The sequence below is a fragment of the Bradyrhizobium sp. USDA 4353 genome (assembly GCF_054063215.1).
Genome location: NZ_JBSSGB010000001.1, coordinates 5,922,951 through 5,948,407, shown reverse-complemented (window position 1 = coordinate 5,948,407; position 25,457 = coordinate 5,922,951). Strand labels below are relative to the sequence as shown.

Sequence of the window (25,457 nt, the reverse complement as noted above, 5' to 3'; positions counted from 1 at the left end):
GGTCGTCTTCAACTGCTGGTCCAACCCTTGGGTGATTCATGCGCGATCCCGTCGAAACCTATATGAACCTTGTGCCCATGGTGGTCGAACAGACCAACCGCGGTGAGCGCGCCTACGACATCTTCTCGCGCCTCCTGAAGGAGCGCATCATCTTCGTGACCGGCCCGGTCGAGGACGGCATGGCGACCCTGATCGTCGCGCAGTTGCTCTTCCTCGAGGCCGAGAACCCGAAGAAGGAGATCGCGATGTACATCAACTCGCCGGGCGGCGTGGTGACATCAGGTCTCGCGATCTACGACACGATGCAGTTCATCCGTCCGGCGGTGTCGACGTTGTGCACCGGCCAGGCCGCCTCGATGGGCTCGCTGCTGCTCTGCGCCGGCCACAAGGACATGCGGTTCTCGCTGCCGAATTCGCGCATCATGGTGCATCAGCCGTCCGGCGGCTTCCAGGGCCAGGCGACCGACATCATGCTGCACGCCCAGGAGATCCTGAGCCTCAAGAAGCGGCTCAACGAGATCTACGTGAAGCACACCGGCCAGCCCTACAAGGCGATCGAGGATGCGCTGGAACGCGACAAATTCCTCACGGCGGAAGCCGCCCAGGAGTTCGGGCTCATCGACAAGGTGCTCGACAAGCGGCCGGAAGATCCGGCGGCGATGGGCAAGTGAGCCGTAGCTGAGTAAGGCGGGGTCCGTTGGACGGGCCTCGGTATATCACGGCATCGCCTTTGCCGGCTTCCGCCGGCAGAGGTACTAGGTGGGGTCCCAAAAGGGCCGCAACCCAGCCGTGCAACCGGCAAACAGGCGTGGCAAACACGCAACGTTCAGCCGATTTCGCGTGTTCTTACCGTGTCAAGCCCCAAAATCACGGTAATGTCACGGTCTAGGGTCTGTGCTCCGATTAGCGAATTCTTGATAGTCGGATGACAGCATGATTGGCTAGAGTGCCCAGTTATGGATCGTGGGGGATTCGCGTGAGCCGTGGGTGCACGGCGGGTCAAGAACAAGGTCTTAATTTTGGTACGAAATTTGCTCTTTCACCAATTCGGTCCGGCCCGCGCCGGGTCGGAACGAACGAGCGGACAAGAGCGAACCGCGGACGGAGACAGGAATGAGTAAGGTCGGCACGGGCGACGCCAAGAATACGCTTTATTGCTCGTTCTGCGGCAAGAGCCAGCACGAAGTCCGCAAACTGATCGCAGGTCCAACCGTCTTCATCTGCGACGAATGCGTCGAGCTCTGCATGGACATCATCCGCGAGGAGAACAAGTCCTCGCTGGTCAAGTCGCGTGACGGCATTCCGACCCCGAAGGAAATCTGCAAGGTTCTCGACGATTACGTGATCGGTCAGAACCATGCGAAGAAGGTGCTGTCGGTCGCCGTTCACAACCACTACAAGCGCCTCAACCACCAGACCAAGCACTCGGACGTCGAGCTCGCGAAGTCGAACATCCTGCTGATCGGTCCGACCGGTTCGGGCAAGACGCTGCTCGCGCAGACGCTCGCCCGTATCCTCGACGTGCCGTTCACGATGGCCGACGCCACGACCTTGACCGAGGCCGGCTATGTCGGTGAGGACGTCGAGAACATCATCCTGAAGCTGCTGCAGGCGGCCGACTACAATGTCGAGCGTGCGCAGCGTGGCATTGTCTACATCGACGAAATCGACAAGATCAGTCGCAAGTCGGACAATCCCTCGATCACCCGCGACGTGTCGGGCGAGGGTGTCCAGCAGGCGCTGCTCAAGATCATGGAAGGCACGGTTGCATCGGTTCCGCCGCAGGGCGGCCGCAAGCATCCGCAGCAGGAGTTCCTGCAGGTCGACACCACCAACATTCTCTTCATCTGTGGTGGTGCGTTCTCCGGCCTGGAAAAGATCATCTCGTCGCGCGGCCGGTCGACCTCGATCGGCTTTGCGGCCCAGGTGCTGGCGCCGGAAGACCGCCGCACCGGCGAGATCTTCCGTCACGTCGAGCCTGAGGATCTCCTGAAGTACGGCCTGATCCCCGAGTTCGTCGGCCGTCTGCCGGTCGTGGCGACGCTCGAGGATCTCGACGAGAACTCGCTGAAGAAGATCCTGACCGAGCCCAAGAACGCGCTGGTGAAGCAGTATCAGCGTCTGTTCGAGATGGAGAACATCGAGCTCACCTTCGCCGACGAGGCGCTCGGCGCCGTGTCGCGCAAGGCGATCGAGCGCAAGACCGGCGCACGCGGTCTGCGGTCGATCCTCGAGAGCATCCTGCTCGAGACGATGTTCGATCTGCCGGGTCTCGAAGGCGTCGAGGAAGTGGTCATCTCGCGCGAGGTCGTCGAAGGCACGGCCCGTCCGCTCTACATCTACGCCGATCGTTCCGATCGCGCGGTGGAAAGCAGCGCCAGCGCGTGATCCGCGCTGGCACGATCGACAGACGACCTCGATTTATCAGTTCAGCGATCGCTGCGGACGCCCAGTCCGCGGCGTCGCAGCGTTTCAGTGCCCCGCTGCGTAAAGCCGTTTTTGGCGGGCGTTTACCGATACTTGACACCCCCCGGGTCGATAGCCACCTAATGTCGCGTGGCGATACAAATCTCAATCCCGGGATTCGCCTCACAGACGATCCGAGACAAGCGGGCGATATCAACGCGCCAGTCACGTCAGGATCAGATCGCACCTTGTGGCGGTTGCGCACGATGGCGGACTGCGTGCAAGGGGGCTAAACAAAAGGAACAGGCCATGACGACCCCCAAACCCCGGCCGACCATCGTTTACGGCGAGAGCCACGCCTATCCGGTGCTGCCGCTCCGCGACATCGTCGTCTTCCCGCACAACATCGTTCCGCTGTTCGTGGGCCGCGAGAAATCCATTCGCGCCCTCGAAGAGGTGATGAAGAACGACGCGTTGGTGATGCTGGCGACGCAAAAGAACGCGTCCGACGATGATCCAGCTCCGGATGCGATCTACGAGACCGGGACGCTCGCCAGCGTGCTGCAACTCCTGAAGCTGCCCGACGGCACCGTGAAGGTGCTGGTCGAAGGCCTGGAGCGCGCGCGCGTCGAGAAGTACACCGATCGCGCCGACTACTACGAAGCCACCGCCGTTGCGCTTGAGGACACCGACGCGAAGTCGGTCGAGGCCGAAGCGCTGGGACGCTCCGTCGTGTCGGACTTCGAAAGCTATGTGAAGCTGAACAAGAAGATCTCGGCTGAGGTCGTCGGCGTCGTTCAGTCGATCACGGATTTCGGCAAGCTGGCCGACACCGTCGCCTCGCATCTCGCCGTCAAGATCGCCGATCGCCAGGGCATCCTGGAGACGCTGTCCGTCACCACGCGCCTGGAGAAGGTGCTGGGCCTGATGGAGAGCGAGATCTCGGTGCTGCAGGTCGAGAAGCGCATCCGCTCGCGCGTCAAGCGCCAGATGGAGAAGACCCAGCGCGAGTACTACCTGAATGAGCAGATGAAGGCCATTCAGAAGGAGCTGGGTGACGAGGACGGCCGCGACGAGCTCGCCGATCTGGAAGAGCGAATCAACAAGACCAAGCTCTCCAAGGAAGCGCGCGAGAAGGCCCAGCACGAGTTGAAGAAGCTGCGCCAGATGTCGCCGATGTCCGCGGAAGCGACCGTCGTGCGCAACTACCTGGACTGGCTGCTGTCGATTCCGTGGAACAAGAAGTCCAAGGTGAAGAAGGATCTGGAGGCCGCGCAGGCGGTTCTGGATGCGGATCACTATGGTCTGGAGAAGGTCAAGGACCGGATCGTCGAGTATCTCGCCGTGCAGTCGCGCGCCAACAAGCTGACCGGCCCGATCCTGTGCCTGGTCGGACCTCCCGGCGTCGGCAAGACTTCGCTCGGCAAGTCGATCGCGAAGGCCACCGGCCGCGAGTTCGTTCGCGTGTCGCTGGGCGGCGTGCGCGACGAGGCGGAGATCCGGGGTCATCGCCGGACCTATATCGGCTCGATGCCCGGCAAGATCATCCAGTCGATGCGCAAGGCCAAGACCTCGAACCCGCTCTTCCTGCTGGACGAGATCGACAAGATGGGCTCGGACTTCCGGGGTGACCCGTCGTCGGCGCTGCTGGAGGTCCTGGACCCCGAGCAGAACACGACGTTCAACGATCACTATCTGGAGGTCGACTACGACCTGTCGAACGTCATGTTCATCACGACCGCGAATACGCTGAATATTCCCGGGCCGCTGATGGACCGCATGGAGATCATCCGCATCGCGGGCTACACCGAGACCGAGAAGGTCGAGATCGCCCGCAAGCATTTGATCCCCAGCGCGATCTCCAAGCACGGCCTGGACTCGAAGGAGTGGTCGATCGACGACGATGCGTTGCTGCATGTGATCCGGCGCTACACCCGCGAGGCGGGCGTGCGTAACCTGGAGCGTGAGATTTCCACACTGGCCCGCAAGGCCGTGAAGGAGCTCATGATGTCCAAGAAGAAGTCGGTGAAGATCACCGAGAAGACCGTCGAGGAATTCTTGGGTGTTCCGAAGTACCGCTTCGGCGAGATCGAGAGCGACGACCAGGTCGGCATCGTGACGGGCTTGGCCTGGACCGATGTCGGCGGCGAGCTGCTGACGATCGAAGGCGTCATGATGCCCGGCAAGGGCAAGATGACGGTGACGGGCAATCTGCGCGACGTCATGAAGGAGTCGATCTCGGCTGCCGCCTCGTTCGTCCGTTCCAGGGCGATCAACTACGGCATCGAGCCGCCGTTGTTCGACCGGCGTGACATCCACGTCCACGTGCCGGAGGGGGCGACCCCGAAGGACGGCCCCTCGGCCGGCGTGGCGATGGCGACGACGATTATCTCGGTGATGACCGGCATCCCGGTCCGTCACGACGTCGCGATGACCGGCGAGATCACCTTGCGTGGTCGCGTGCTGCCGATCGGCGGTCTGAAGGAGAAGCTGCTGGCGGCCGCTCGCGGCGGCATCAAGACGGTGCTGATCCCCGAGGACAACGCCAAGGATCTCACGGAGATTTCCGATGCGATCAAGGGCGGCATGGAGATCATCCCGGTTGCCCGTCTCGACGACGTCGTCGCCCGGGCCCTGGTCCGCAAGCCGGTGCCGATCGTCTGGGAAGAGGACACCAAGGTGCCCGTGAAGGCCGATGGTGACGAAGCCGCCGGCGGCCTGACCGCCCACTGAGGTCGGAATTGAGCCAAAGGAGACGGCGCCCGAGAGGGCGCCGTTTTCGTTTGAGGGATCCGGCTGCGCCGGGGCGTCGGAAGGTCGCGCCCGCGCCCCGGCTTTCCCGCGCCGCCGTGCGGTTCCGGCGTTGATTGCGCGTCGGGCAGGGGGTAAAGAAGCGCGCGTGAGGGCGGCTAGCTCAGCTGGTTAGAGCATCTCGTTTACACCGAGAGGGTCGGGAGTTCGAATCTCTCGCCGCCTACCATCCGCGCAGGGCCAATGGTCCGCCCGTCGAACAACGGCTATTCAGCCGCGCGCTTCTCCAAGCTGACCGCAATCCGTTCCAGCAGCGTGTTCATGCGCTGGCTTTCCGCGATTTGCCGCTCATAGTGTTGATGCAGGTCGGTCGACATCTTCGTGACGTTCATTCGTTTGCTGAAAGCGAACCAGATCGTGATCAGGCTCAGAAACGGCAGCCACGAAAAGAATAAATCAACCCATTGGTTCTTCATGCCTACTCTTCAACCCCCACTCTTTGTCGACTCCCGCAGGCTGACGTTCCCGCGCCGGTACTGCCAGTCGCCGCAAATTCGTGTGGCGATTGGCCGTGCTTCCGTTACCCTGCTGCGTGGACCGAGGTCGAGGCAAATACATGACCGACTTTCTGCGCCATTGTAGCGGAGGCGCTGAGCGGACGATCAATGCGGGTGTTGCCCTCCTGGAAGAGGGCGGCAACACCGGGCATCTCTACATCCTGCTCGAAGGCCGGCTCGAGGTCATCAAGGCCGGGGCGGCGGTGGCTGTCGTCTCGGAGCCGGGTGCGCTGTTCGGAGAAATGTCGCTGCTGCTGGAGCAGCCGCATACGGCGACGGTGCGGGCGCTCGCCGACTGCCGGATCTACGAGATCATGGATGCGCAGCGCTTCCTCACCGAAAATCCCGAAGCGACCCTGGCGATCGCGCGGATGTTGGCGCAGCGGCTCAATGTCGCCAACATTTTTCTCGCCGACCTCAAGCGGCAATATGCCGGCCACGGCACGCACCTCTCGATGGTCGGCGACGTCCTGCAGAGCATGATCAACCTGCCGCCGCAGCAGGTCGCGCCAGGAACGGATCTGGAATCCGATCCAAGGCTCTGAGCCAGTCCGGCGCCACCATGACCGGCTGGGCTGGTCGTTGCAGCGCTGCGGCGAGATCGATCCATTCGGCTTGCCCCGCCGCCAGCCAGAACGCGCGCTGCGCGTCGGTGTCGATCACGATGTAGGTCGGTGGCCGTCCGGGCTGACGGCCGGTGTTGAACACCCAGGTCTCCCCGAGACGATCGAACCACGAGCCGTCCGTAATGAAAGGCGACTGGTGGACATGGCCCGAGATCACCATTGCCGGCCGGTGCCGCGCGATGAAGCCCTCGAGCGCGGTGTCGCCGAAATAGCGCTTGCCGCCCCAGCTCACCGGCGAATTCGCCGGCGGGGCGTGGTGCACCCAGATCCAGTGCGGCGGATGGCGCGCGGCAGCCGCGGCGAGCTGGCGTCCGATCTGCGCCTGGACGAGCGGACCGTCCCACCAGGGGCAGACCGAGACCAGCGTGTCGCCCACCGCGACGTCGTCGCCATCGGCGGCAATGCCGAGCTCGCGGACCGTCCCGATCCAGGCTGCGATCTTCTCGCCCGCCGCGCTGCGCTCCTCTAGATCGTGATTGCCGGAGCAGATCATCACGCGGGTCTTGGCCGCGAGCAGCGCGAGATGTTTTTTCACCACCACGATCTGCGCCCGGATGTCGACGATCGAGGCGAGATCGAGCGCATCGCCGGCGAAGATGACCGTATCGAAATGATCGGCCGCCGCGACCAGCCAGTCGAACTGCGGCAGCGTGTAGTGAAGATCGGCAACGACGAGACAGCGCATGAGACTCCTGACGCGCAGGTCGAAGCAAGAGCGGGACCAGATTCTCCCCCGCTATCGCATCTCAACGCCGCCAGCGCCAGCAGGCCATCCTCGCGTCGGTTGGCCGGCCATCGACGGTATCGCGGGTGGTCCTGGCTGCGGTCGGGTCGCGCGCTCGTGCCTTGACAGGCGAGAGCCATGCGTGCGCGATGCGGTTTCGACGACGGCATCAGACAAGGCGCATCATGCAACTGCCCGCAGGCCACGACCGCAATGCCGACCAGATCGCCTATTGGAACGGGCCGGGCGGCCAGCGCTGGTCGGATCGCCAGGAGGCGCAGGACGTCCTGCTGGCGCCGGTGTCGCAGATCCTGATCGAGCGCATCGCGGCCAAGCCGGGCGATCGCATTCTCGACGTCGGCTGCGGCTGCGGCGGCCTGGCGATCGCGCTGGCCGGGCAGGTCGCGCCTGGTGGATCGGTGCTCGGCATCGACATCTCCGCGCCGATGCTGGCGCGGGCGCGTGAGGTGGCGCCGGCCAATCTTCCCGTCGAGTTCGTGCTGGCGGACGCCACCGTGCACCCGTTCCCGCCGGCGAGCTTCGACCTGCTGGTGTCGCGCTTCGGCGTGATGTTCTTCGCCGATCCCGTGACGTCGTTTGCCAATCTACGAACGGCGCTCAAGCCCGGCGGCCGCGTCGTGTTCGCCTGCTGGCGCGAGCCCAAGGCCAATCCGTGGATGATCGCGCCGCTGCAGGCGGTATATCGCCATGTCCCGAAGCTGCCGGAGATGGCGCCGGAGGATCCCGGTCCCTTCGCCTTCGCATCCGAGACGCGCGTCACGCGCATTCTCGGCGAGGCGGGCTTCAGCGATGTGGCGCTGGAGGCCCATGCGCTGTCGCTCGACATCGCGCGCGGGCAGGGGCTCGAGGCGGCCGTGCAATCGGCGTTCGAGATCGGCCCCGCCAGCCGCGCGTTGGAGGGCCATCCCGCTGACACGCGCGAGGCCGCGCGTCAGTCGGTCCGCGAACTGCTCGCCCAATACCAGAGCGGCGGCAGCGTCACGCTGTCCGGCTCGATCTGGCTGGTGACGGCGCGCGCCTGAGGCCCGCGCCGCGCAGCTTCAGGAGCGCTCCTCCCAGATCATTGCCAAGTGCACGATGGTCTGCACCGCCTTCTCCATGTCGCGGACGCTGACCCATTCCTGCCTGGAGTGGAAAGCGTGCTCGCCGGCAAAGATGTTAGGGCAGGGCAGTCCCATGAAGGACAGCCGCGAGCCGTCGGTGCCGCCGCGAATCGATGTCCGGACCGGCGTCAGCCCGGCGCGACGGATCGCGTCCTCGGCATAGGTCACGATCTCCGGATGGAGGTCGATGACCTCCTTCATGTTGCGATACTGCGCCTTGACCTGCATCTCGTAGCTGGAGCGCGGATAGTCCCGCATCACGTCCTTGACGATATCCTCGAGCAGCGCCTCCTTCTGCCGCAGACCCTGCTCGCTGAAGTCGCGCACGATGAAGTCGAGCCGGGCCTGCTCCAGCGTCCCGGACACGCCGACCGGATGCAGGAAGCCTTCCTTGCCCTCGGTGGTCTCCGGCGAGCTGGTGTCCTTCGGCAGGCGCTCGACGATCGCGGAGGCGATCTTGATGGCGTGCTCCATCTTGCCCTTGGCAAAGCCGGGATGCGCGCTGACGCCGTTGATAATGATCGTCGCGCCGTCGGCCGAAAACGTCTCGTCCTCGATGTTGCCGGCGGTCTCGCCGTCCATCGTGTAGCCGAAGTCGGCGCCGAGCTTCTTCAGGTCGACGCGGTCGACGCCGCGGCCGATCTCCTCGTCAGGCGTGAACAGGATCTTGATGGTGCCGTGCTTGATCTCGGGATGGCTGATCAGGAACTGTGCCGCGTCCATGATCTCGGCGATGCCGGCCTTGTTGTCGGCGCCGAGCAGGGTGGTGCCGTCGGAGGTGACGATGTCGCAGCCGATCTGGTCCTTGAGGGCCGGATGCTCGGCCGGGCGGATCACCTGGGCTGGATCGCCCGGCAGCACGATCTCGCCGCCCTGGTAGTTGCGCACGATCTGCGGCTTCACATCGGCTCCGGAGCAGTCCGGCGAGGTGTCCATGTGCGAGCAGAAGCAGATCACCGGCACGGTCTTGTCGGTGGTCGCAGGGATCGTCGCATAGACGTAGCCGTGATCGTCCAGGTGAGCATCCGGCAGGCCCATCGCCTGCAACTCGTCGGCGAGCAGACGGCCGAGATTCTTCTGCTTTAATGTCGAGGGGCAGGTGGGCGACGTCGGATCCGACTGGGTGTCGATCACGACATAGCGGAGAAACCGCTCGAGGACGGTGTGGGTGAAGTTCAGCGACGTGTCGGGCATGAGCACCAGGGATTCTGGAGGATTATGTTACCTTCAATAGCAAAGATACCAATATATCAGACTGCGTATACCACATACCAGACCTGCGCGGCTCTAGTATGTCACAGCGCACGGCGGGGGAGCCATTCGGAATCCGCGCTTCGCGCGGTCGGCCGGGACGGCTTGGGATCTGCGTGTCCCGCGCTTCGGTGTCGCTGCTTCGGAGGGGCTGGACGATTCGCCGTCATCATCCCGATCTGTAGCAAGGCGCGTGCGGGAAAGTCGGCTGAGAGCCGGACGTGGGTTGTGTGACCGGCGCAATGTGTCGGTAGCTCCCGGCCTCGTGCAGGCGGGCCCCGGCCGATGTGCTGCCGACCGCCGGGAGGATACGGCCGGGACTGGCATGTTGGTGTGTGCGGCAGGCCCATCCGTCCAAGGACACGGTCCTGATCGACCTGGGCAGGCGCGGAAGCGATGCTGCCGGCTAGTCTTGGGCGCCTATCAACGACTTCTCACAAATCCGGTTTCATTGTCCTTGACTTCGAAACATCGCCCCTTTAAGTCGCACTCCTCCGCGGGATTTCGCGATCACGCGGGAGTAGCTCAGTTGGTTAGAGCGCCGGCCTGTCACGCCGGAGGTCGCGGGTTCGAGCCCCGTCTCTCGCGCCATTTCAAATGGCCCCCTCGTTGATCCGCCGGCCCGGCTCCCTCCAAACGCTCCAGTATCAGTCGGCCTGTCGGTATGCGCTCGTGCTGCGCTTCGCGTGCGGCAACTCGCGTCATCGGCTGATTGGACACGAAAAAGGCTGCCACTAGGGCGGCCTGGCACAGATCTGGGTCTGACCGATGCGGCGCGAACGGCGCTCAGCGCACCATCGAGTCGTTGGAACTCGTCACGACCACCGGCTTGCCGGCCTTGACGGGCGCATGCGAGGCCGTCTGGCTGTAATCGCCATTGGTGCGGGCCGCGATCCCGAAGGCGGTCACGGCGATGCCTGCAATGAGGGCAACGATCACGATCTTCAGATGGGTCGAGCGGTCTGCGGAATGGATCGAGTGGTTCATGTCAGCCTCCCGGCGTCTCAGAGCGCCACTTTGTTGGCCGTATATCTACCGCCGCTTTGTTTCGATCCGGTTTCTTGGTTTCCTCAAAATGGTTTCATCGGTTGCAGGGATCGTTGCAGCAATCGGGGGTAAGCGGCTCGATCAGTGGCCGCCTCGACCTGCGCCAGCAGCGCCGTGATCCAGGCACCGCGCCGCGCCCACGCTGCTCCTTGATTCGGCAGGCTGCCGCGACCATCTGACTCGATAGCGGAAGCGTATCGGGTCATCACCCAACCGCACCCCACCCGCGGTCATCCGATCGCTGCTCCGCACCCCGTCTCTGACCAGCTCTGCCTGCGCACAGTGTCGTGCGTGCTCGCGATCGCTGACCCTGTCAGCAATCGGTCGATGTCGAGTCGAACACCGTATTGCTCCGGGTCCGTGACGCGAGCGCAGCGCCCATGCTGCGGCGGTCGCACTCACCTGTGTGTCCGGGTTTCCGCAATGTGGGGAGGGATGACGGGCTTGAGATGGCTTGTCTTGCGCGGCTTGGTGCGCTGCGCTAAGGCTTCGACCAATTCCAATGCAGCGAGTCTGCGGTTTGCACCGAAATCGCAGAGGAAAGTGGCGCCGATGACCGGCATCCTTCAGAACTATCTCCCCCTCGTCGTTTTCATAGGTGTTGCAGCCATCATCGGCGTGGTGCTGCTGATCGCGCCCTTCGTGGTCGCCTACCAGCAGCCCGATCCCGAGAAGCTCTCCGCGTACGAATGCGGCTTCAATGCGTTCGATGACGCGCGCATGAAGTTCGACGTCCGCTTCTACCTGGTTGCCATCCTTTTCATCATCTTCGACCTCGAAGTCGCCTTCCTGTTCCCCTGGGCAGTCGCATTCGGCAAGCTCGGCGCAGCCGGCTTCTGGTCGATGCTGGTGTTCCTGGCCGTGCTGACGGTCGGGTTTGCCTACGAATGGAAGAAAGGCGCGCTTGAATGGGATTGAGCCCGACCCCGTCCTCTGGTCCGGTGACCGCACCGGCCCCGAAGGGCATTCTCGATCCCGCGACCGGCAGGCCTGTTGGTGCCAACGACCCGTATTTCCTCGAGGTCAAGCACGAGCTGTCGGACAAGGGATTCTTCGTTGCCGCCGCTGACGATCTCATCACCTGGGCCCGCACCGGCTCCTTGATGTGGATGACGTTCGGCTTGGCGTGCTGCGCCGTCGAGATGATGCAGGTCTCGATGCCGCGCTACGACGTCGAGCGCTTCGGCTTCGCGCCGCGTGCCTCGCCGCGCCAGTCGGACGTTATGATCGTGGCCGGCACCCTGACCAACAAGATGGCGCCGGCGCTGCGCAAGGTCTACGACCAGATGCCGGAGCCGCGCTACGTCATCTCGATGGGATCCTGCGCCAATGGCGGCGGCTACTACCACTATTCCTATTCGGTGGTCCGCGGCTGCGATCGCATCGTTCCCATTGACATCTATGTGCCCGGCTGTCCGCCGACCGCGGAAGCGCTGCTGTACGGTGTTCTGCTGCTGCAGAAGAAGATCCGTCGCACCGGCACCATCGAACGCTGAAGGTTTTGGTCATGGACGACGGCAGGCTCGACGCCCTTGGGCAGACGATCGTGAGCGCGCTCCCGGGCGCCGCTCTCGGTCATTCGGTCGCTTTCAACCAGCTCACGGTCAACGTCGAGCCGGCCCGGATCGTCGAGGTCGTGAAGCATCTGCGCGATGACCCGGCCTGCCGGTTCATCAACTTCACGGACATCACGGCGGTCGACTACCCCGAGCGCGCCAAGCGCTTCGAGGTCGTCTACCACTTCCTGTCGCCGGCCCTGAACACCCGCATCCGGCTCAAGGCGGAGGCCGACGAGACGACGCAGATCCCGTCGCTGATCGACGTCTTCCCGGGCGCCGACTGGTTCGAGCGCGAGACCTACGATCTCTACGGCGTGATCTTCGTCGGCCATCCCGACATGCGCCGCATCCTCACCGATTACGGCTTCGATGGTCACCCGCTGCGTAAGGACTTTCCGACGACCGGCTTCGTCGAGGTGCGCTACGACGACCAGGAGAAGCGGGTGATCTACGAGCCGGTCCGGCTCAACCAGGAATTCCGCAAGTTCGATTTCCTCTCGCCCTGGGAAGGCGCGGACTATCCGCTGCCGGGCGACGAGAAAGCGAATAAGTGAGTGGGAGCTTCAGCATGAACGAGCAGAGCCCGGCACTCCGAAACTTCACGATCAACTTCGGCCCGCAGCATCCGGCGGCCCACGGCGTGCTTCGTCTAGTTTTGGAGCTGGACGGCGAGGTCGTCGAGCGTGTCGATCCGCATATCGGCCTGTTGCATCGCGGCACCGAGAAGCTGATCGAGACCAAGACCTATCTGCAGGCGATGCCCTACTTCGATCGGCTCGACTACGTCGCGCCGATGAACCAGGAGCATGCGTTCTGCCTCGCCGCCGAGCGCCTGCTCGGCATCGAGGTGCCGCGCCGTGGCCAGCTGATCCGCGTGCTGTATTCCGAGATCGGCCGTCTGCTGTCGCATCTTCTCAACGTCACCACGCAGGCGATGGACGTCGGCGCGCTGACCCCGCCGCTGTGGGGCTTCGAGGAGCGCGAGAAGCTGATGGTGTTCTATGAGCGCGCCTCCGGCTCGCGCATGCACGCCAACTACTTCCGCATCGGCGGCGTCCACCAGGACCTGCCGACCAAGCTGATCGACGACATCGACGCGTTCTGCGATCCGTTCCTGAAGGTGGTCGACGATCTCGACCAGCTCTTGACCGGCAACCGGATCTTCAAGCAGCGCAACGTCGACATCGGCGTCGTCACCTTGAAGCAGGCCTGGGAGTGGGGCTTCTCCGGCGTGATGGTGCGCGGCTCCGGCGCCGCCTGGGACCTGCGCAAGTCGCAGCCCTACGACGTCTATGCCGAGATGGATTTCGACGTTCCGATCGGCAAGAACGGCGACTGCTACGACCGCTATCTCATCCGCATGGAAGAGATGCGTCAGTCCGTGCGCATCATGAAGCAGTGCATCGCCAAGCTGCGCGCGCCTGACGGGCAGGGCCCGGTGCTGATCACCGACAACAAGATCGCGCCGCCGCGCCGTGGCGAGATGAAGCGCTCGATGGAAGCGCTGATCCACCACTTCAAACTCTACACCGAAGGCGTGCACGTGCCGGCCGGCGAGATCTATGCGGCCGTCGAGGCGCCGAAGGGCGAGTTCGGCGTCTATCTCGTCGCCGACGGCACCAACAAGCCGTACAAGTGCAAGATCCGCGCGCCGGGCTTCGCCCATCTGCAGGCGATGGACTTCCTCTGCCGCGGCCACCTGCTGGCGGACGTCTCGGCCATCCTCGGCTCGCTCGACATCGTGTTCGGAGAGGTGGATCGCTGATGGGCCATGCGCCGATCCAGTTCGATCGTGCTTCAGGGGCGCTCGAAGGGGCGAACCTCTGGGAGCGCACGGCTGCATTGGCGCTGTCCACCGGCTCGAAGATCTCGTCGCACTTCTCGCATCGCGGCTATAATCGCTGCGCCAATCTGTTGCGGCTGGCGCTACCGGAGCGCAATCTTGCGGTGAAACTCAATGCCGATGCGGTGTTCGAGTTCCCCTACGGCGACGGTTATTGGAGCAAGCTGCTCAACCGCGACTACAAGTACGAGGACGAGCTCGAGCTGCTGTTCCTCGGCGCTGTCGACGTCGACTACACCTTCATCGATGGCGGCGCCAATTACGGCTATTGGTCGGTGCTGGTCTCGAGCGCGCCCTATGGCGCGCACAGGGTGATCGCCATCGAGCCGTCCGCGGCGAATTTCGCCAAGCTCGCCAACAACGCTGACATCAACGGCGGCCGCTTCGAGGTGATGAAGTGCGCGATCGGCGAAAGCCGCGGCGTGGCGCATCTGACCGGCACCAAGCACGAGGCCTTTAGCATCGCCGGCGACAGTGCTGATGGCGAGCAGGTGCCGGTGATGGCGCTCGATGACCTGATCGACGACGGCAAGGTCGCAGCCTCCGGCAAGTACCTGATCAAGCTCGACGTCGAGGGCGTCGAGATCGAGGCGATCAAGGGCGGGGCGCGGCTGCTCGCGACCGACAGCATGATCCTGTGCGAGGAGCATGGCCAGGACCGCAACCATACGGTCTCGCGCTACATCCTCGATCAGACCCCGATGCAGCTCCTGGTTTATGACCCTGCCAGCCGCCGCTTCGAGACCGTGACCGAATTGTCGATCCTCGACCGTATCAAGGTGTCCACGCACGTCGGCTACAACGTGTTCGGAACTGCAAGTGCCTTCTGGCAGAATCGCGTCGCAGCGCTCAATGCAAGTGCCGCGCGCCGCATGCAATGAAAGACTAGAGAGCCATGTCCGTCCGCCGTCTTGCCCCGAAGGAAGTCCAGCCCGCGAGCTTTGCGTTCACGGATGAAAACCTCGCCTTCGCCAAGGCCCAGATCGCCAAGTACCCGGAAGGCCGCCAGGCCTCGGCCGTGATCGCGATCCTGTGGCGCGCCCAGGAGCAGAACGCGGGCTGGGTCTCGGAAGCCGCCATCCGGTTCGTCGCCGACATGCTGAGCATGCCCTATATCCGCGTGCTGGAGATCGCGACCTTCTACACGATGTTCCAGCTGCAACCGGTCGGCAAGAAGGCGCATGTCCAGGTCTGCGGCACGACGCCGTGCCGGCTGCGCGGCGCCGAGGAGCTGATCGAGGTCTGCAAGCACCGCATCCATCATGATCCGTTCCACCTCTCCAAGGACGGCGATTTCAGCTGGGAAGAAGTCGAGTGCCTGGGCGCCTGCGTGAATGCGCCGATGGTGCAGGTCTGGAAGGATACCTATGAGGACCTGACGCCGGAAAGCTTCGGCAAGGTGCTCGACGGCTTCGCGACCGGCAATTTGCCGACGCCGGGTCCGCAGAACGGCCGCCAGTTCTCGGCGCCGGCGGGCGGACCGACGACGCTGAAGGAGAAGACATGAGCCGCAATCGCACCCGCGTTGCGGCCCTGAGCCAAGAGGGCGCCGCGATGAAGAATTGGCGCTACGTGGCGCTGCATACGCTCGCAGCCGCCGCTTTCATTTTCGTACTGCAGCGGTTCGCGCTGAACGCGACGCTGGAGTCCAGTCTGCTGTGGGCCTTGGTATTCGGCGGCTGTGCCGCCTTCATCGCCACCATGCAGTCGAACCGCTGATGTCAGAGGAAGCCGTCTGATGCTCGACGACAAGGACCGCATCTTCACCAACCTCTACGGCCTGCACGATTGGGGCCTCGAAGGCGCACGCCGTCGCGGCAGCTGGGACGGCACCAAGGGGCTGATCGAGAAGGGCCGCGACTGGATCATCAACGAGATGAAGGCGTCCGGCCTGCGCGGCCGCGGCGGCGCAGGCTTCCCGACCGGCCTGAAATGGTCGTTCATGCCGAAGGAATCGACCGACGGCCGGCCGAGCTATCTCGTCGTCAATGCCGACGAGTCCGAGCCCGGCACCTGCAAGGATCGCGAGATCATGCGGCACGATCCGCATCATCTCGTCGAGGGCTGTCTGCTCGCCAGCTTCGCGATGAACGCGCACACCTGCTACATCTATGTGCGCGGCGAGTTCATCCGCGAGCGCGAGCGGCTGCAGGCGGCGATCGACCAGGCCTATGACGCGAAGCTGGTCGGAAAGGACAACATCCACGGCTGGCCGTTCGACATCTATGTCGCACATGGTGCCGGCGCCTATATCTGCGGCGAGGAGACCGCGCTGCTCGAGAGCCTCGAGGGCAAGAAGGGCCAGCCGCGGCTGAAGCCGCCGTTCCCGGCCAACGTCGGTCTCTATGGCTGCCCGACCACGGTCAACAACGTCGAGTCGATCGCGGTCGCGCCGACCATCCTTCGCCGTGGCGCCTCATGGTTCGCCGGCATCGGCCGGCCGAACAATGTCGGCACCAAACTGTTCTGCATCTCCGGTCATGTCGAGCGGCCCTGCAACGTCGAAGAGGCGATGGGCATTCCGTTCCGCGAGCTGATTGAGAAGCATTGCGGCGGCATCCGCGGCGGCTGGGACAATCTGAAGGCTGTTATCCCCGGCGGCTCGTCGGTGCGCATGGTGCCGGCCGAGCAGATCATCGACACGCCGATGGATTTCGACAGCCTGTCGAAGCTGCGCTCGGGCCTCGGTACCGCGGCCGTGATCGTGATGGACAAGTCGACGGACTTGATCCGGGCGATCGCGCGCATATCCTATTTCTACAAGCATGAGAGCTGCGGCCAGTGCACGCCGTGCCGCGAAGGCACCGGGTGGATGTGGCGCGTGCTGACCCGCATGGCCGAGGGCCGCGCCCACAAGCGCGAGATCGACATGCTGCTGGAGGTCACCAAGCAGATCGAGGGTCACACGATCTGCGCGCTCGGTGACGCCGCGGCCTGGCCGATCCAGGGCCTGATTACGCATTTCCGTCACGAGATCGAAGCGCGCATCGACCAGTATTCGCACAAGGCCGATGCCGACGACGTCGGCGTGCGCGATCCCGCGCACATGGTGGCGGCGGAGTAGGTGATGGCGACAGAGCCTGACAACATCGTGCTGGCGATCCTGAGAAAGATCGATCAGCGCACCGAACGGATGGCCGAGGATCTGCAGGATCTCAAAATCCGCGTCACGGCGATCGAGGAAGGTCTGGCTGGCGTCAATCGGCGGCTGGATCGTCTGGAGCTGCGTGTTGACAGGGTCGAGAGGCGCCTCGAACTGTCCGACGCGACGCATTGAGAAAGACTTGAGGCAATGACCAAGATCATCATCGATGGCAAAGAGATCGATGTGCCGCCGGAGTACACGCTGCTGCAGGCGTGCGAGGCGGCTGGCGCCGAGATTCCGCGTTTCTGCTATCATGAGCGGCTGTCGATCGCCGGCAACTGCCGGATGTGCCTGGTCGAGGTAAAGGGCGGACCCAAGCCGGTCGCGAGCTGCGCCTGGGGCGTGCGCGACTGCCGGCCGGGCCCGAAGGGCGAGCCGCCGGAGATCTCGACGCGGTCGCCGATGGTCAAGAAGGCGCGCGAAGGCGTGATGGAATTCCTTCTGATCAATCATCCGCTGGACTGCCCGATCTGCGACCAGGGTGGCGAGTGCGACCTGCAGGATCAGGCGATGGGCTATGGTGTCGACACCAGCCGCTACGCCGAGAACAAGCGCGCCGTCGAGGACAAGTATCTCGGCGCGCTGGTCAAGACCTCGATGACCCGCTGCATCCAGTGCACGCGTTGCGTCCGCTTCTCGGCCGAGGTCTGCGGCGTGCCGGAGATGGGCGCGACCGGCCGCGGCGAGGATATGGAGATCACGACCTATCTCGAGCAGGCGCTGAGCTCGGAGCTGCAGGGCAATCTGGTCGACATCTGCCCGGTCGGCGCGCTGACGTCCAAGCCCTATGCCTTCACGGCCCGTCCCTGGGAGCTTGGCAAGACGCAGTCGATCGATGTCATGGACGGCCTGGGCTCGGCGATCCGCGTCGACACCCGCGGCCGCGAGGTGATGCGCATCCTGCCGCGCGTCAACGATGCTGTGAACGAGGAGTGGATCTCCGACAAGACCCGTCACGTCGTCGACGGCCTGCGCACGCAGCGGCTGGATCGTCCCTATGTGCGTGAGGACGGCAAGCTGCGCCCGGCCACGTGGCCCGAGGCATTCAAGGCGATCGCTGCAAAACTGTCGCGCATCGACGGCAAGCGCATCGGCGCCATCGCCGGCGACCTCGCGGCGGTCGAGGAGATGTACGCGCTCAAGGATCTGCTCGCCAAGCTCGGCTCGACCAATGTGGCGGTGCAGGGCGGTGACAGCTTCGATGCCAAGCTCGGCCGCGCCTCCTATCTGTTCAATCCGACCATTGCAGGGATCGAGCAGGCCGACGCGATCCTGATCATCGGCGCCAATCCGCGCAAGGAAGCGGCCGTGCTCAACGCCCGCATCCGCAAGCGCTGGCGCTCCGGCCAGCTCAAGGTCGGTGTGGTCGGTCCCAAGGCCGATCTCACTTACGCCTATGAGCACATCGGCGCGGGCACGGATTCGCTCAGCGACGTCGCCGCCGGCAAGCATTCCTTCGCGACCGCGTTCCGCAACGCCAAGAACCCGATCGTGCTGGTCGGCGCCGGCGCTGCTGCGCGCCATGATGGCGGGGCGATCCTGGCGCTCGCCGCCAAGATCGCGATGGACGTCAACGCGGTGCGCGACGACTGGAACGGCTTTGCCGTGCTGCATGACACGGCCTCGCGCGTCGGCGCGCTCGACATCGGCTTCAACGGCACCGGGCTCACCGGCGCCCAGATGACCACCTTCGGCACCATGGACGTGATGTTCCTGCTCGGTGCCGACGAGGTCGAGGTGCCCGAGGGCGTGTTCACCGTCTATATCGGCACCCATGGCGACCGCGGCGCGCATCGCGCCGACGTCATCCTGCCGGGCGCGGCCTACACCGAGAAGTCCGGCCTCTACGTCAACACCGAGGGCCGGGTGCAGATCGCGGCGCGGGCGTCGTTCCCGCCGGGCGAGGCCCGCGAGGACTGGGCGATCATCCGCGCGCTGTCCGACGTGCTCGGCCGCAAGCTCGGCTACGACTCGATGGCGGCGCTGCGCGCCGAGATCATCAAGGCGGTGCCGCATCTTGGTCGCATCGACCAGATCGAGGCCGGCAAGATCGCCGACATCAAGACCCTGGCGGGCAAGGGCGGCAGCCTCGAAAAGGCGCCGTTCAAGCCTGTCGTCGACGACTTCTATCTCACCAATCCGATCGCGCGCGCCTCGGCGGTCATGGCGGAATGCTCCCGCCTGGCCTCCGGGCAGATGCTGACGGCAGCGGAGTGAGCGTGACCTGATGGCTGATTTCTTCGCAAGCTCGTTCTGGACCGGCTTCCTCTGGCCGCTGATCATCATGATCGCGCAGAGCGTGCTGCTCCTTGTCGTCCTCCTGGTCGCGATCGCCTACATTCTGCTCGCCGACCGCAAGATCTGGGCTGCGGTGCAGATCCGGCGCGGCCCCAACGTGGTCGGGCCCTTCGGCCTGTTCCAGTCGTTCGCCGACCTGCTGAAGTTCGTGCTCAAGGAGCCGATCATTCCGGCTGGCGCCAACAAGGGCGTGTTCCTGCTCGCGCCGCTGGTGTCCTGCGTGCTTGCGCTCGCGGCCTGGGCGGTGATCCCGACCAATCTCGGCTGGGCGATCGCCGACATCAATGTCGGCATCCTCTTCATCTTCGCGATCTCGTCGCTGTCGATCTACGGCATCATCATGGCCGGCTGGTCGTCGAACTCGAAGTATCCGTTCCTGGCGGCGCTCCGCTCCGCGGCACAGATGGTGTCCTACGAGGTCTCGATCGGCTTCGTGATCATCACCGTGCTGCTGTGCGCCGGCACCCTGAACCTCTCTGCCGTGGTCGAGGCGCAGCATGCGCGCGGCCTCGCCAGCCTGATCGGCCTGCCGCAGCTGACCATCCTGAACTGGTACGTTTGGCCGCTGTTCCCGATGTTCGTGGTGTTCTACGTCTCGGCGCTGGCCGAGACCAACCGCCCGCCCTTCGATCTGGTCGAGGCGGAATCGGAGCTCGTCGCCGGCTTCATGGTCGAGTACGGCTCGACGCCGTATCTCCTCTTCATGCTCGGCGAATATGTCGCGATCACCACGATGTGCGCGCTGGCGACGATCCTGTTCCTTGGCGGCTGGCTGCCGCCGATCGACGTGGCGCCGTTCAACTGGGTGCCCGGCGTCATCTGGTTCTCGCTGAAACTGTTCTTCATGTTCTTCCTGATCGCGATGGCGAAAGCGATCGTGCCGCGCTACCGCTACGACCAGTTGATGCGACTCGGTTGGAAGGTGTTCCTGCCGCTGTCGCTGGTCATGGTGGTCGTTGTCGCGGGCGTGCTGCACTTCGCCGGCATCGCGCCGAAATGAGGCTGTCATGAACATCTCCGCCACTGCACGGTCGCTGCTGCTGCAGGAGTTCGTCTCTGCGTTCTTCCTCGCGATGCGCTACTTCTTCCAGCCCAAGCCGACCCTGAACTATCCGTTCGAGAAGGGCCCGATCTCGCCGCGCTTCCGCGGCGAGCATGCGTTGCGCCGCTATCCCAATGGCGAAGAGCGCTGCATCGCCTGCAAGCTGTGTGAGGCCGTCTGCCCGGCGCAGGCGATCACCATCGAGGCTGGTCCGCGCCGCAACGACGGCACCCGCCGTACGGTGCGCTACGACATCGACATGGTGAAGTGCATCTATTGCGGCCTGTGCCAGGAAGCCTGTCCGGTGGACGCGATCGTCGAGGGCCCGAACTTCGAGTTCGCGACCGAGACCCGCGAGGAGCTGTACTATGACAAGGCCAAGCTGCTCGCGAACGGCGACCGCTGGGAGCGCGAGATCTCCAAAGCCATCGCGCTCGACGCGCCGTACCGCTGAGGCCGTCCGATGATCCTTCCTGCGCTCTTCTTTTATCTCTTCGCGGCGGTCTGCGTGGCCTCGGCCGTGATGGTGATCGTCTCGAAGAACCCCGTTCACTCGGTGCTCTATCTGATCCTCGCCTTCGTCAACGCCTCCGGCCTGTTCGTGCTGATGGGCGCGGAGTTCCTGGCGATGATCCTGATCGTCGTCTATGTCGGCGCGGTCGCGGTGCTGTTCCTGTTCGTGATCATGATGCTCGACGTGGACTTCACCGAGCTCCGCGAGGGCTTCCTGCAGTACATGCCGATCGGCCTCGTGATCGGCGGCATCTTCCTGTTCGAGCTCCTGCTGACGGTGTCGTACTGGGTCATCAACCCGTCGACGCCCAAGGCTATCACGGCGGCGATCCCGACCAACGTCACCAACACCGAGGCGCTCGGCCTCGTGCTCTATACGAAGTACGTCCATTACTTCCAGCTGTCGGGCATGATCCTGCTGGTGGCGATGATCGGCGCGATCGTGCTGACCTTGCGCCACAAGGCGAGCGTCAAGCGCCAGGACATCAACGTCCAGAACGCCCGCACGCCGGAGATGGCGATGGCCGTTCGCAAGGTCGCGGTCGGGCAGGGGCTGCAGGACACGGATGCCGCGGAGTGGGTGAAATGACCATCGGACTGGGGCACTACCTCGCGGTCGCCGCGATGCTGTTCACGCTCGGCATCCTCGGCATCTTCCTCAACCGCAAGAACATCATCGTGATCCTGATGTCGGTCGAGCTGATCCTGCTCGCCGTCAACATCAACCTGGTGGCGTTCTCGACCTTCCTCGGCGACATCGTCGGCCAGGTGTTCGCGCTGCTGGTGCTGACGGTTGCCGCGGCCGAGGCCGCGATCGGTCTTGCGGTGCTGGTGGTCTATTTCCGCAACCGCGGCTCGATCGCGGTCGAAGACGTCAATCTGATGAAGGGCTAAGGCGCATGATCCGCAAGAGTGGGGGCCGGCTCGCCGGCAAGGTCATGCGTAAGGGAACGGGCGAATGATCCAGGCCATTGTCTTTCTGCCGCTGCTGGGCGCGATCCTGGCCGGCCTGATCGCGCTGCTCGGGGCGCATGGGCGCCATCCGAGCGGCGACGAGGTCGAGCATCACGACGACCATGCGCATGGCGCCGCCGACGCGCATGCCCATGCGCATGACGACCACGCTCACGACGACCATGGCCATGGCCACGACGATCACCATGTCGCCGAGCCGCCAGCCTCCGGCACCTGGGCCGCGCAGGCGATCACCACGGCGCTGCTGTTCGTCTCGGCCGCGCTGTCCTGGGCGACCCTGGTCAGCGTCGGCTTCATGCACCACGAAGCTGGTGTGAAGGAGCTGCTGCCCTGGATCAATTCCGGCGAGTTGCAGGTGTCCTGGTCGCTGCGCGTCGATACGCTGACGGCGGTGATGCTGGTCGTGGTGACGAGCGTGTCCTCGCTCGTGCATCTCTATTCGATCGGCTACATGGACGAGGATCCGAACCGTCCGCGCTTCTTCGCCTATCTCTCGCTGTTCACCTTCGCGATGCTGATGCTGGTGACCGCGAACAACCTCGTGCAGCTGTTCTTCGGCTGGGAGGGCGTGGGTCTGGCGAGCTACCTGCTGATCGGCTTCTGGTTCCAGAAGCCCTCGGCCAATGCTGCCGCCATCAAGGCCTTCGTCGTCAACCGCGTCGGCGACTTCGGTTTCGCGCTCGGCATCTTCGCGATCTTCCTGCTGACGAAGTCCACCGACTTCGAGACCATCTTCGCCGCTGCGCCGAGCATTGCGGGCAAGACGACCATCAACTTCCTCGGCTGGCATGCCGATGCGCTGACCTTGACCTGTCTGCTGCTGTTCATGGGCGCGATGGGCAAGTCGGCGCAGTTCCTGCTGCACACCTGGCTGCCGGACGCGATGGAAGGTCCGACCCCGGTCTCGGCGCTGATCCACGCCGCAACCATGGTCACCGCCGGCGTCTTCATGGTGGCGCGCCTGTCGCCGCTGTTCGAGCTCGCGCCGAACGCGCAGGCGGTGGTGATGTTCTTTGGCGCCACCACCGCGTTCTTCGCGGCCACCGTCGGCCTCGTGCAGAACGACATCAAGCGCATCGTCGCCTACTCGACCTGCTCGCAGCTCGGCTATATGTTCGTGGCGATGGGAGCAGGGGCCTACTCGGTCGGCATGTTCCATCTGTTCACGCACGCCTTCTTCAAGGCGTTGCTGTTCTTGGGCGCCGGCTCGGTGATCTATGCGATGCACCACGAGCAGGACATCCGCAACATGGGCGGCCTGTGGCGCAAGATCCCGTACACCTTCGCGGTGATGACGGTGGGCACGCTGGCGCTGACCGGCTTCCCGGGCTTCGCCGGCTTCTTCTCCAAGGACGCGATCATCGAGGCCGCCTATGCCGCGCACAATCCGTTCGCGACCTATGCCTACTTCCTCACGATCGTCGCGGCCGGCCTGACCTCGTTCTATTCCTGGCGTCTGGTGTTCAAGACCTTCTTCGGCACCCCGCACGACCAGCATCACTACGACGCTGCGCACGAGAGCCCGATCTGGATGCTGATCCCGATCGGGGTTCTCGCGGCGGGCTCGATCCTGGCGGGCTTCCCGTTCAAGGGCCTGTTCGTCGACCCCCACGGTGTCGAGCACTTCTTCGGCGAGTCGCTGAAGATGAACCCGCACATCCTGGAGGACATGGAGCACATGCCGTTCTGGCTGGGCCAGCTGCCCTTCATCATGATGGTCGGTGGCTTCGCGGTCTCTTACTTCTTCTACATCAAGCGTCCGGACATTCCGGAGGAGCTCGCCGCGCAGCAGCCGCTGCTTTACAACTTCCTGCTCAACAAGTGGTACTTCGACGAGCTGTATGACGTGATCTTCGTTCGTCCGGCGAAGTGGCTCGGCCGCTTCCTCTGGAAGAAGGGCGACGGTTTCGTCATCGACGGGTTCGGTCCGGACGGCGTCTCCGCGCGGGTGCTCGACGTCACGCGCAACGTCGTCAAGATCCAGACCGGTTATCTCTATCACTATGCCTTTGCCATGCTGATCGGCGTCGCCGGCCTGATCACCTGGTTCATGTTCATGGGGGGCCAGCAATGACCACCTGGCCAATTCTCTCTGTCGTCACCTTCCTGCCGCTCGTCGGTGCGCTGCTGATCTATCTGGTCCGGGGCGACGACGAGGCCGCCCAGCGCAATGCGCGCTGGATCGCGCTGTGGACCACGCTGATCACCTTCGCGGTGTCGGTGATCCTGGTGCTGCGCTTCGACCCCAACCAGACCGACTTCCAGTTCGTCGAGAAGAAGAACTGGCTGGCGGCCGGCATCAGCTATCACATGGGTGTCGACGGCATCTCGCTGCCGTTCGTGATCCTCACCACCGCCCTGATGCCGTTCTGCATCGTGGCGAGCTGGAAGTCAGTCAAGAACCGCCTGCGCGAATACATGATGGCGTTCCTGATCCTGGAAACGCTGATGGTCGGCACCTTCTCGGCGCTCGACCTCGTGCTGTTCTATCTGTTCTTCGAGGGCGGCCTGATCCCGATGTTCCTGATCATCGGTGTCTGGGGCGGCCCGCGCCGGGTCTACGCGTCGTTCAAGTTCTTCCTCTACACCTTGCTCGGCTCGGTGCTGATGTTGCTCGCCATCATGGCGCTGTACTGGAACGCCGGCACGACCGACATTCCGACCCTGATGCACACGGCGGTGCCGCGGTCCTTGCAGACCTGGGCATGGCTCGCCTTCTTCGCGTCCTTCGCGGTGAAGATGCCGATGTGGCCGGTTCACACCTGGCTGCCGGACGCGCACGTCGAGGCGCCCACGGCGGGCTCGGTGATCCTGGCTGCGATCCTCTTGAAGATGGGCGGCTACGGCTTCCTGCGCTTCTCGCTGCCGATGTTCCCGCTGGCGTCGCACGACTTCGCGCCGCTGGTCTGGACGCTGTCGGCGATCGCGATCATCTACACCTCGCTGGTCGCGCTGATGCAGGAGGACATCAAGAAGCTCATTGCCTACTCGTCGGTTGCGCATATGGGCTTCGTCACGATGGGCATCTTCGCCGGCACCATGCAGGGTGTCGCCGGCGGCGTTTTCCAGATGATCTCGCACGGCATCGTCTCGGGCGCGCTGTTCCTCTGCGTCGGCGTCGTCTACGACCGCATGCACACCCGTGAGATCGCGGCCTATGGCGGCCTCGTCAACCGGATGCCGATCTACGCGCTGGTGTTCATGGTGTTCACCATGGCCAATGTCGGCCTGCCCGGCACCTCCGGCTTCGTCGGCGAGTTCATGACGTTGCTCGGCACCTTCAAGGTGTCGATCCCGACCGCGTTCTTCGCGACCTTCGGCGTCATCCTCTCGGCCGGCTACGCGTTGTGGCTCTACCGCAAGGTGGTGTTCGGCGCGCTGACCAAGCCGTCGCTCGCGAGCATCAAGGATCTCACGCTGCGAGAAGGCGTGATCCTGTTTCCGCTGGTGGCGCTGACCATCCTGTTCGGCGTCTATCCGAAGCCGATCCTGGACATGTCGGCGGCCTCGGTGCAGCAGCTCGTCACCAACTACAATACCGCCGTGACGGCCGTGAAGGCCGCCGCGCTGCTCCAATGATGAGACCTTAAGGGGTC

General features: G+C 64.1%; 25 protein-coding genes and 2 tRNA genes. 23 read left to right on the top strand and 4 right to left on the bottom strand.

Features of this window, described 5'->3' with window-relative positions; genetic code table 11:
- Positions 1 to 38: 38 nt before the first annotated feature.
- The 4 genes from ACVILH_RS26990 (at position 39) to ACVILH_RS26975 (ending at position 5,386) form a co-directional block, all read left to right on the top strand.
- Complete coding sequence (locus tag ACVILH_RS26990) at positions 39 to 671, top strand: ATP-dependent Clp protease proteolytic subunit (protein WP_006611023.1); 633 nt, start codon at positions 39 to 41, stop codon at positions 669 to 671.
- 442 nt (positions 672 to 1,113) lie between these two features.
- Positions 1,114 to 2,388: an ATP-dependent Clp protease ATP-binding subunit ClpX gene (gene clpX, locus ACVILH_RS26985; RefSeq protein WP_006611022.1), complete on the top strand. Its 1,275-nt coding sequence runs from the start codon at positions 1,114 to 1,116 to the stop codon at positions 2,386 to 2,388.
- Positions 2,389 to 2,715: 327 nt separating this feature from the next.
- Complete coding sequence (gene lon / locus ACVILH_RS26980) at positions 2,716 to 5,139, top strand: endopeptidase La (RefSeq protein ID WP_456715595.1); 2,424 nt, start codon at positions 2,716 to 2,718, stop codon at positions 5,137 to 5,139.
- A gap of 170 nt (positions 5,140 to 5,309) precedes the next feature.
- Positions 5,310 to 5,386, top strand: a tRNA-Val gene (locus ACVILH_RS26975).
- Between the two features lie 37 nt (positions 5,387 to 5,423).
- Here ACVILH_RS26975 and ACVILH_RS26970 read toward each other — a convergent pair.
- Positions 5,424 to 5,633: a hypothetical protein gene (locus ACVILH_RS26970; protein WP_456715594.1), complete on the bottom strand. Its 210-nt coding sequence runs from the start codon at positions 5,631 to 5,633 to the stop codon at positions 5,424 to 5,426.
- Between the two features lie 140 nt (positions 5,634 to 5,773).
- Here ACVILH_RS26970 and ACVILH_RS26965 point away from each other — a divergent pair, with 140 nt between their 5' ends.
- Positions 5,774 to 6,259, top strand: coding sequence for a cyclic nucleotide-binding domain-containing protein (locus tag ACVILH_RS26965; RefSeq protein ID WP_456715593.1), 486 nt, complete (start codon positions 5,774 to 5,776; stop codon positions 6,257 to 6,259).
- Here ACVILH_RS26965 and ACVILH_RS26960 read toward each other — a convergent pair.
- Positions 6,198 to 7,025, bottom strand: a complete 828-nt coding sequence (locus ACVILH_RS26960) for a metallophosphoesterase family protein (protein WP_456715592.1) — start codon at positions 7,023 to 7,025, stop codon at positions 6,198 to 6,200. The two genes, ACVILH_RS26965 and ACVILH_RS26960, sit on opposite strands and share 62 nt — an antisense overlap.
- 224 nt (positions 7,026 to 7,249) lie before the next feature.
- Here ACVILH_RS26960 and ACVILH_RS26955 point away from each other — a divergent pair, with 224 nt between their 5' ends.
- A complete protein-coding gene (locus tag ACVILH_RS26955) occupies positions 7,250 to 8,107 on the top strand; it encodes a class I SAM-dependent methyltransferase (RefSeq protein ID WP_456715591.1) in 858 nt (285 codons plus the stop codon).
- A gap of 18 nt (positions 8,108 to 8,125) precedes the next feature.
- Here ACVILH_RS26955 and pepT read toward each other — a convergent pair whose 3' ends face one another.
- Positions 8,126 to 9,382, bottom strand: a complete 1,257-nt coding sequence (gene pepT / locus ACVILH_RS26950) for a peptidase T (RefSeq protein ID WP_456715590.1) — start codon at positions 9,380 to 9,382, stop codon at positions 8,126 to 8,128.
- Positions 9,383 to 9,953: 571 nt separating this feature from the next.
- Between pepT and ACVILH_RS26945 the strand changes: the two genes are divergently transcribed.
- Positions 9,954 to 10,030, top strand: a tRNA-Asp gene (locus ACVILH_RS26945).
- 195 nt (positions 10,031 to 10,225) lie between these two features.
- On the opposite strand, the gene ACVILH_RS26940 is transcribed toward ACVILH_RS26945, so the two are convergent.
- Positions 10,226 to 10,426: a hypothetical protein gene (locus ACVILH_RS26940; protein ID WP_456715589.1), complete on the bottom strand. Its 201-nt coding sequence runs from the start codon at positions 10,424 to 10,426 to the stop codon at positions 10,226 to 10,228.
- A 612-nt stretch (positions 10,427 to 11,038) separates the two neighbouring features.
- On the opposite strand from ACVILH_RS26940, the gene ACVILH_RS26935 reads away from it, so the two are divergent.
- The 16 genes from ACVILH_RS26935 to ACVILH_RS26860 all read left to right on the top strand — a co-directional run bounded on the left by ACVILH_RS26935 (position 11,039) and on the right by ACVILH_RS26860 (position 25,440).
- Positions 11,039 to 11,404: an NADH-quinone oxidoreductase subunit A gene (locus ACVILH_RS26935; protein WP_006611013.1), complete on the top strand. Its 366-nt coding sequence runs from the start codon at positions 11,039 to 11,041 to the stop codon at positions 11,402 to 11,404.
- A complete protein-coding gene (locus ACVILH_RS26930; RefSeq protein ID WP_456717084.1) occupies positions 11,401 to 11,982 on the top strand; it encodes a NuoB/complex I 20 kDa subunit family protein in 582 nt (193 codons plus the stop codon). Before ACVILH_RS26935 ends, ACVILH_RS26930 begins: the two co-directional genes overlap by 4 nt.
- Before the next feature lie 11 nt (positions 11,983 to 11,993).
- Positions 11,994 to 12,599 carry an NADH-quinone oxidoreductase subunit C gene (locus ACVILH_RS26925; protein ID WP_006611011.1) on the top strand — a complete coding sequence of 202 codons (606 nt, stop codon included), beginning with the start codon at positions 11,994 to 11,996 and terminating at the stop codon, positions 12,597 to 12,599.
- A 14-nt stretch (positions 12,600 to 12,613) separates the two neighbouring features.
- Positions 12,614 to 13,810 carry an NADH-quinone oxidoreductase subunit D gene (locus tag ACVILH_RS26920; protein WP_456715588.1) on the top strand — a complete coding sequence of 399 codons (1,197 nt, stop codon included), beginning with the start codon at positions 12,614 to 12,616 and terminating at the stop codon, positions 13,808 to 13,810.
- Positions 13,810 to 14,769 (top strand): FkbM family methyltransferase, encoded by a 960-nt coding sequence (locus ACVILH_RS26915; RefSeq protein ID WP_456715587.1) that lies wholly within the window; start codon positions 13,810 to 13,812, stop codon positions 14,767 to 14,769. Before ACVILH_RS26920 ends, ACVILH_RS26915 begins: the two co-directional genes overlap by 1 nt.
- 14 nt (positions 14,770 to 14,783) lie before the next feature.
- On the top strand, positions 14,784 to 15,395 hold the full coding sequence (gene nuoE / locus ACVILH_RS26910; protein ID WP_456715586.1) for an NADH-quinone oxidoreductase subunit NuoE: 612 nt from the start codon (positions 14,784 to 14,786) through the stop codon (positions 15,393 to 15,395).
- Complete coding sequence (locus ACVILH_RS26905) at positions 15,392 to 15,607, top strand: hypothetical protein (RefSeq protein ID WP_257165730.1); 216 nt, start codon at positions 15,392 to 15,394, stop codon at positions 15,605 to 15,607. The genes nuoE and ACVILH_RS26905 overlap by 4 nt, the downstream gene beginning before the upstream one ends.
- A gap of 19 nt (positions 15,608 to 15,626) precedes the next feature.
- Positions 15,627 to 16,952, top strand: a complete 1,326-nt coding sequence (gene nuoF, locus ACVILH_RS26900) for an NADH-quinone oxidoreductase subunit NuoF (RefSeq protein ID WP_456715585.1) — start codon at positions 15,627 to 15,629, stop codon at positions 16,950 to 16,952.
- 27 nt (positions 16,953 to 16,979) lie between these two features.
- Complete coding sequence (locus ACVILH_RS26895; RefSeq protein ID WP_456715584.1) at positions 16,980 to 17,165, top strand: hypothetical protein; 186 nt, start codon at positions 16,980 to 16,982, stop codon at positions 17,163 to 17,165.
- A gap of 15 nt (positions 17,166 to 17,180) precedes the next feature.
- Positions 17,181 to 19,250: an NADH-quinone oxidoreductase subunit NuoG gene (gene nuoG / locus ACVILH_RS26890; protein ID WP_456715583.1), complete on the top strand. Its 2,070-nt coding sequence runs from the start codon at positions 17,181 to 17,183 to the stop codon at positions 19,248 to 19,250.
- A gap of 10 nt (positions 19,251 to 19,260) precedes the next feature.
- Positions 19,261 to 20,331: an NADH-quinone oxidoreductase subunit NuoH gene (gene nuoH, locus ACVILH_RS26885; protein WP_434879868.1), complete on the top strand. Its 1,071-nt coding sequence runs from the start codon at positions 19,261 to 19,263 to the stop codon at positions 20,329 to 20,331.
- A 7-nt stretch (positions 20,332 to 20,338) separates the two neighbouring features.
- The gene (gene nuoI, locus ACVILH_RS26880) at positions 20,339 to 20,827 is read left to right on the top strand and encodes an NADH-quinone oxidoreductase subunit NuoI (RefSeq protein WP_006611003.1); all 489 of its coding nucleotides are present in this window, start codon (positions 20,339 to 20,341) and stop codon (positions 20,825 to 20,827) included.
- Between the two features lie 9 nt (positions 20,828 to 20,836).
- Entirely contained in the window at positions 20,837 to 21,475 is a 639-nt protein-coding gene (locus ACVILH_RS26875) for an NADH-quinone oxidoreductase subunit J (RefSeq protein ID WP_456715582.1), read from the top strand.
- Positions 21,472 to 21,780: an NADH-quinone oxidoreductase subunit NuoK gene (gene nuoK, locus ACVILH_RS26870; RefSeq protein WP_006611001.1), complete on the top strand. Its 309-nt coding sequence runs from the start codon at positions 21,472 to 21,474 to the stop codon at positions 21,778 to 21,780. The genes ACVILH_RS26875 and nuoK overlap by 4 nt, the downstream gene beginning before the upstream one ends.
- Before the next feature lie 64 nt (positions 21,781 to 21,844).
- Positions 21,845 to 23,935 carry an NADH-quinone oxidoreductase subunit L gene (gene nuoL / locus ACVILH_RS26865; protein ID WP_456715581.1) on the top strand — a complete coding sequence of 697 codons (2,091 nt, stop codon included), beginning with the start codon at positions 21,845 to 21,847 and terminating at the stop codon, positions 23,933 to 23,935.
- Positions 23,932 to 25,440: an NADH-quinone oxidoreductase subunit M gene (locus tag ACVILH_RS26860; protein ID WP_456715580.1), complete on the top strand. Its 1,509-nt coding sequence runs from the start codon at positions 23,932 to 23,934 to the stop codon at positions 25,438 to 25,440. Before nuoL ends, ACVILH_RS26860 begins: the two co-directional genes overlap by 4 nt.
- Positions 25,441 to 25,457 lie beyond the last annotated feature (17 nt).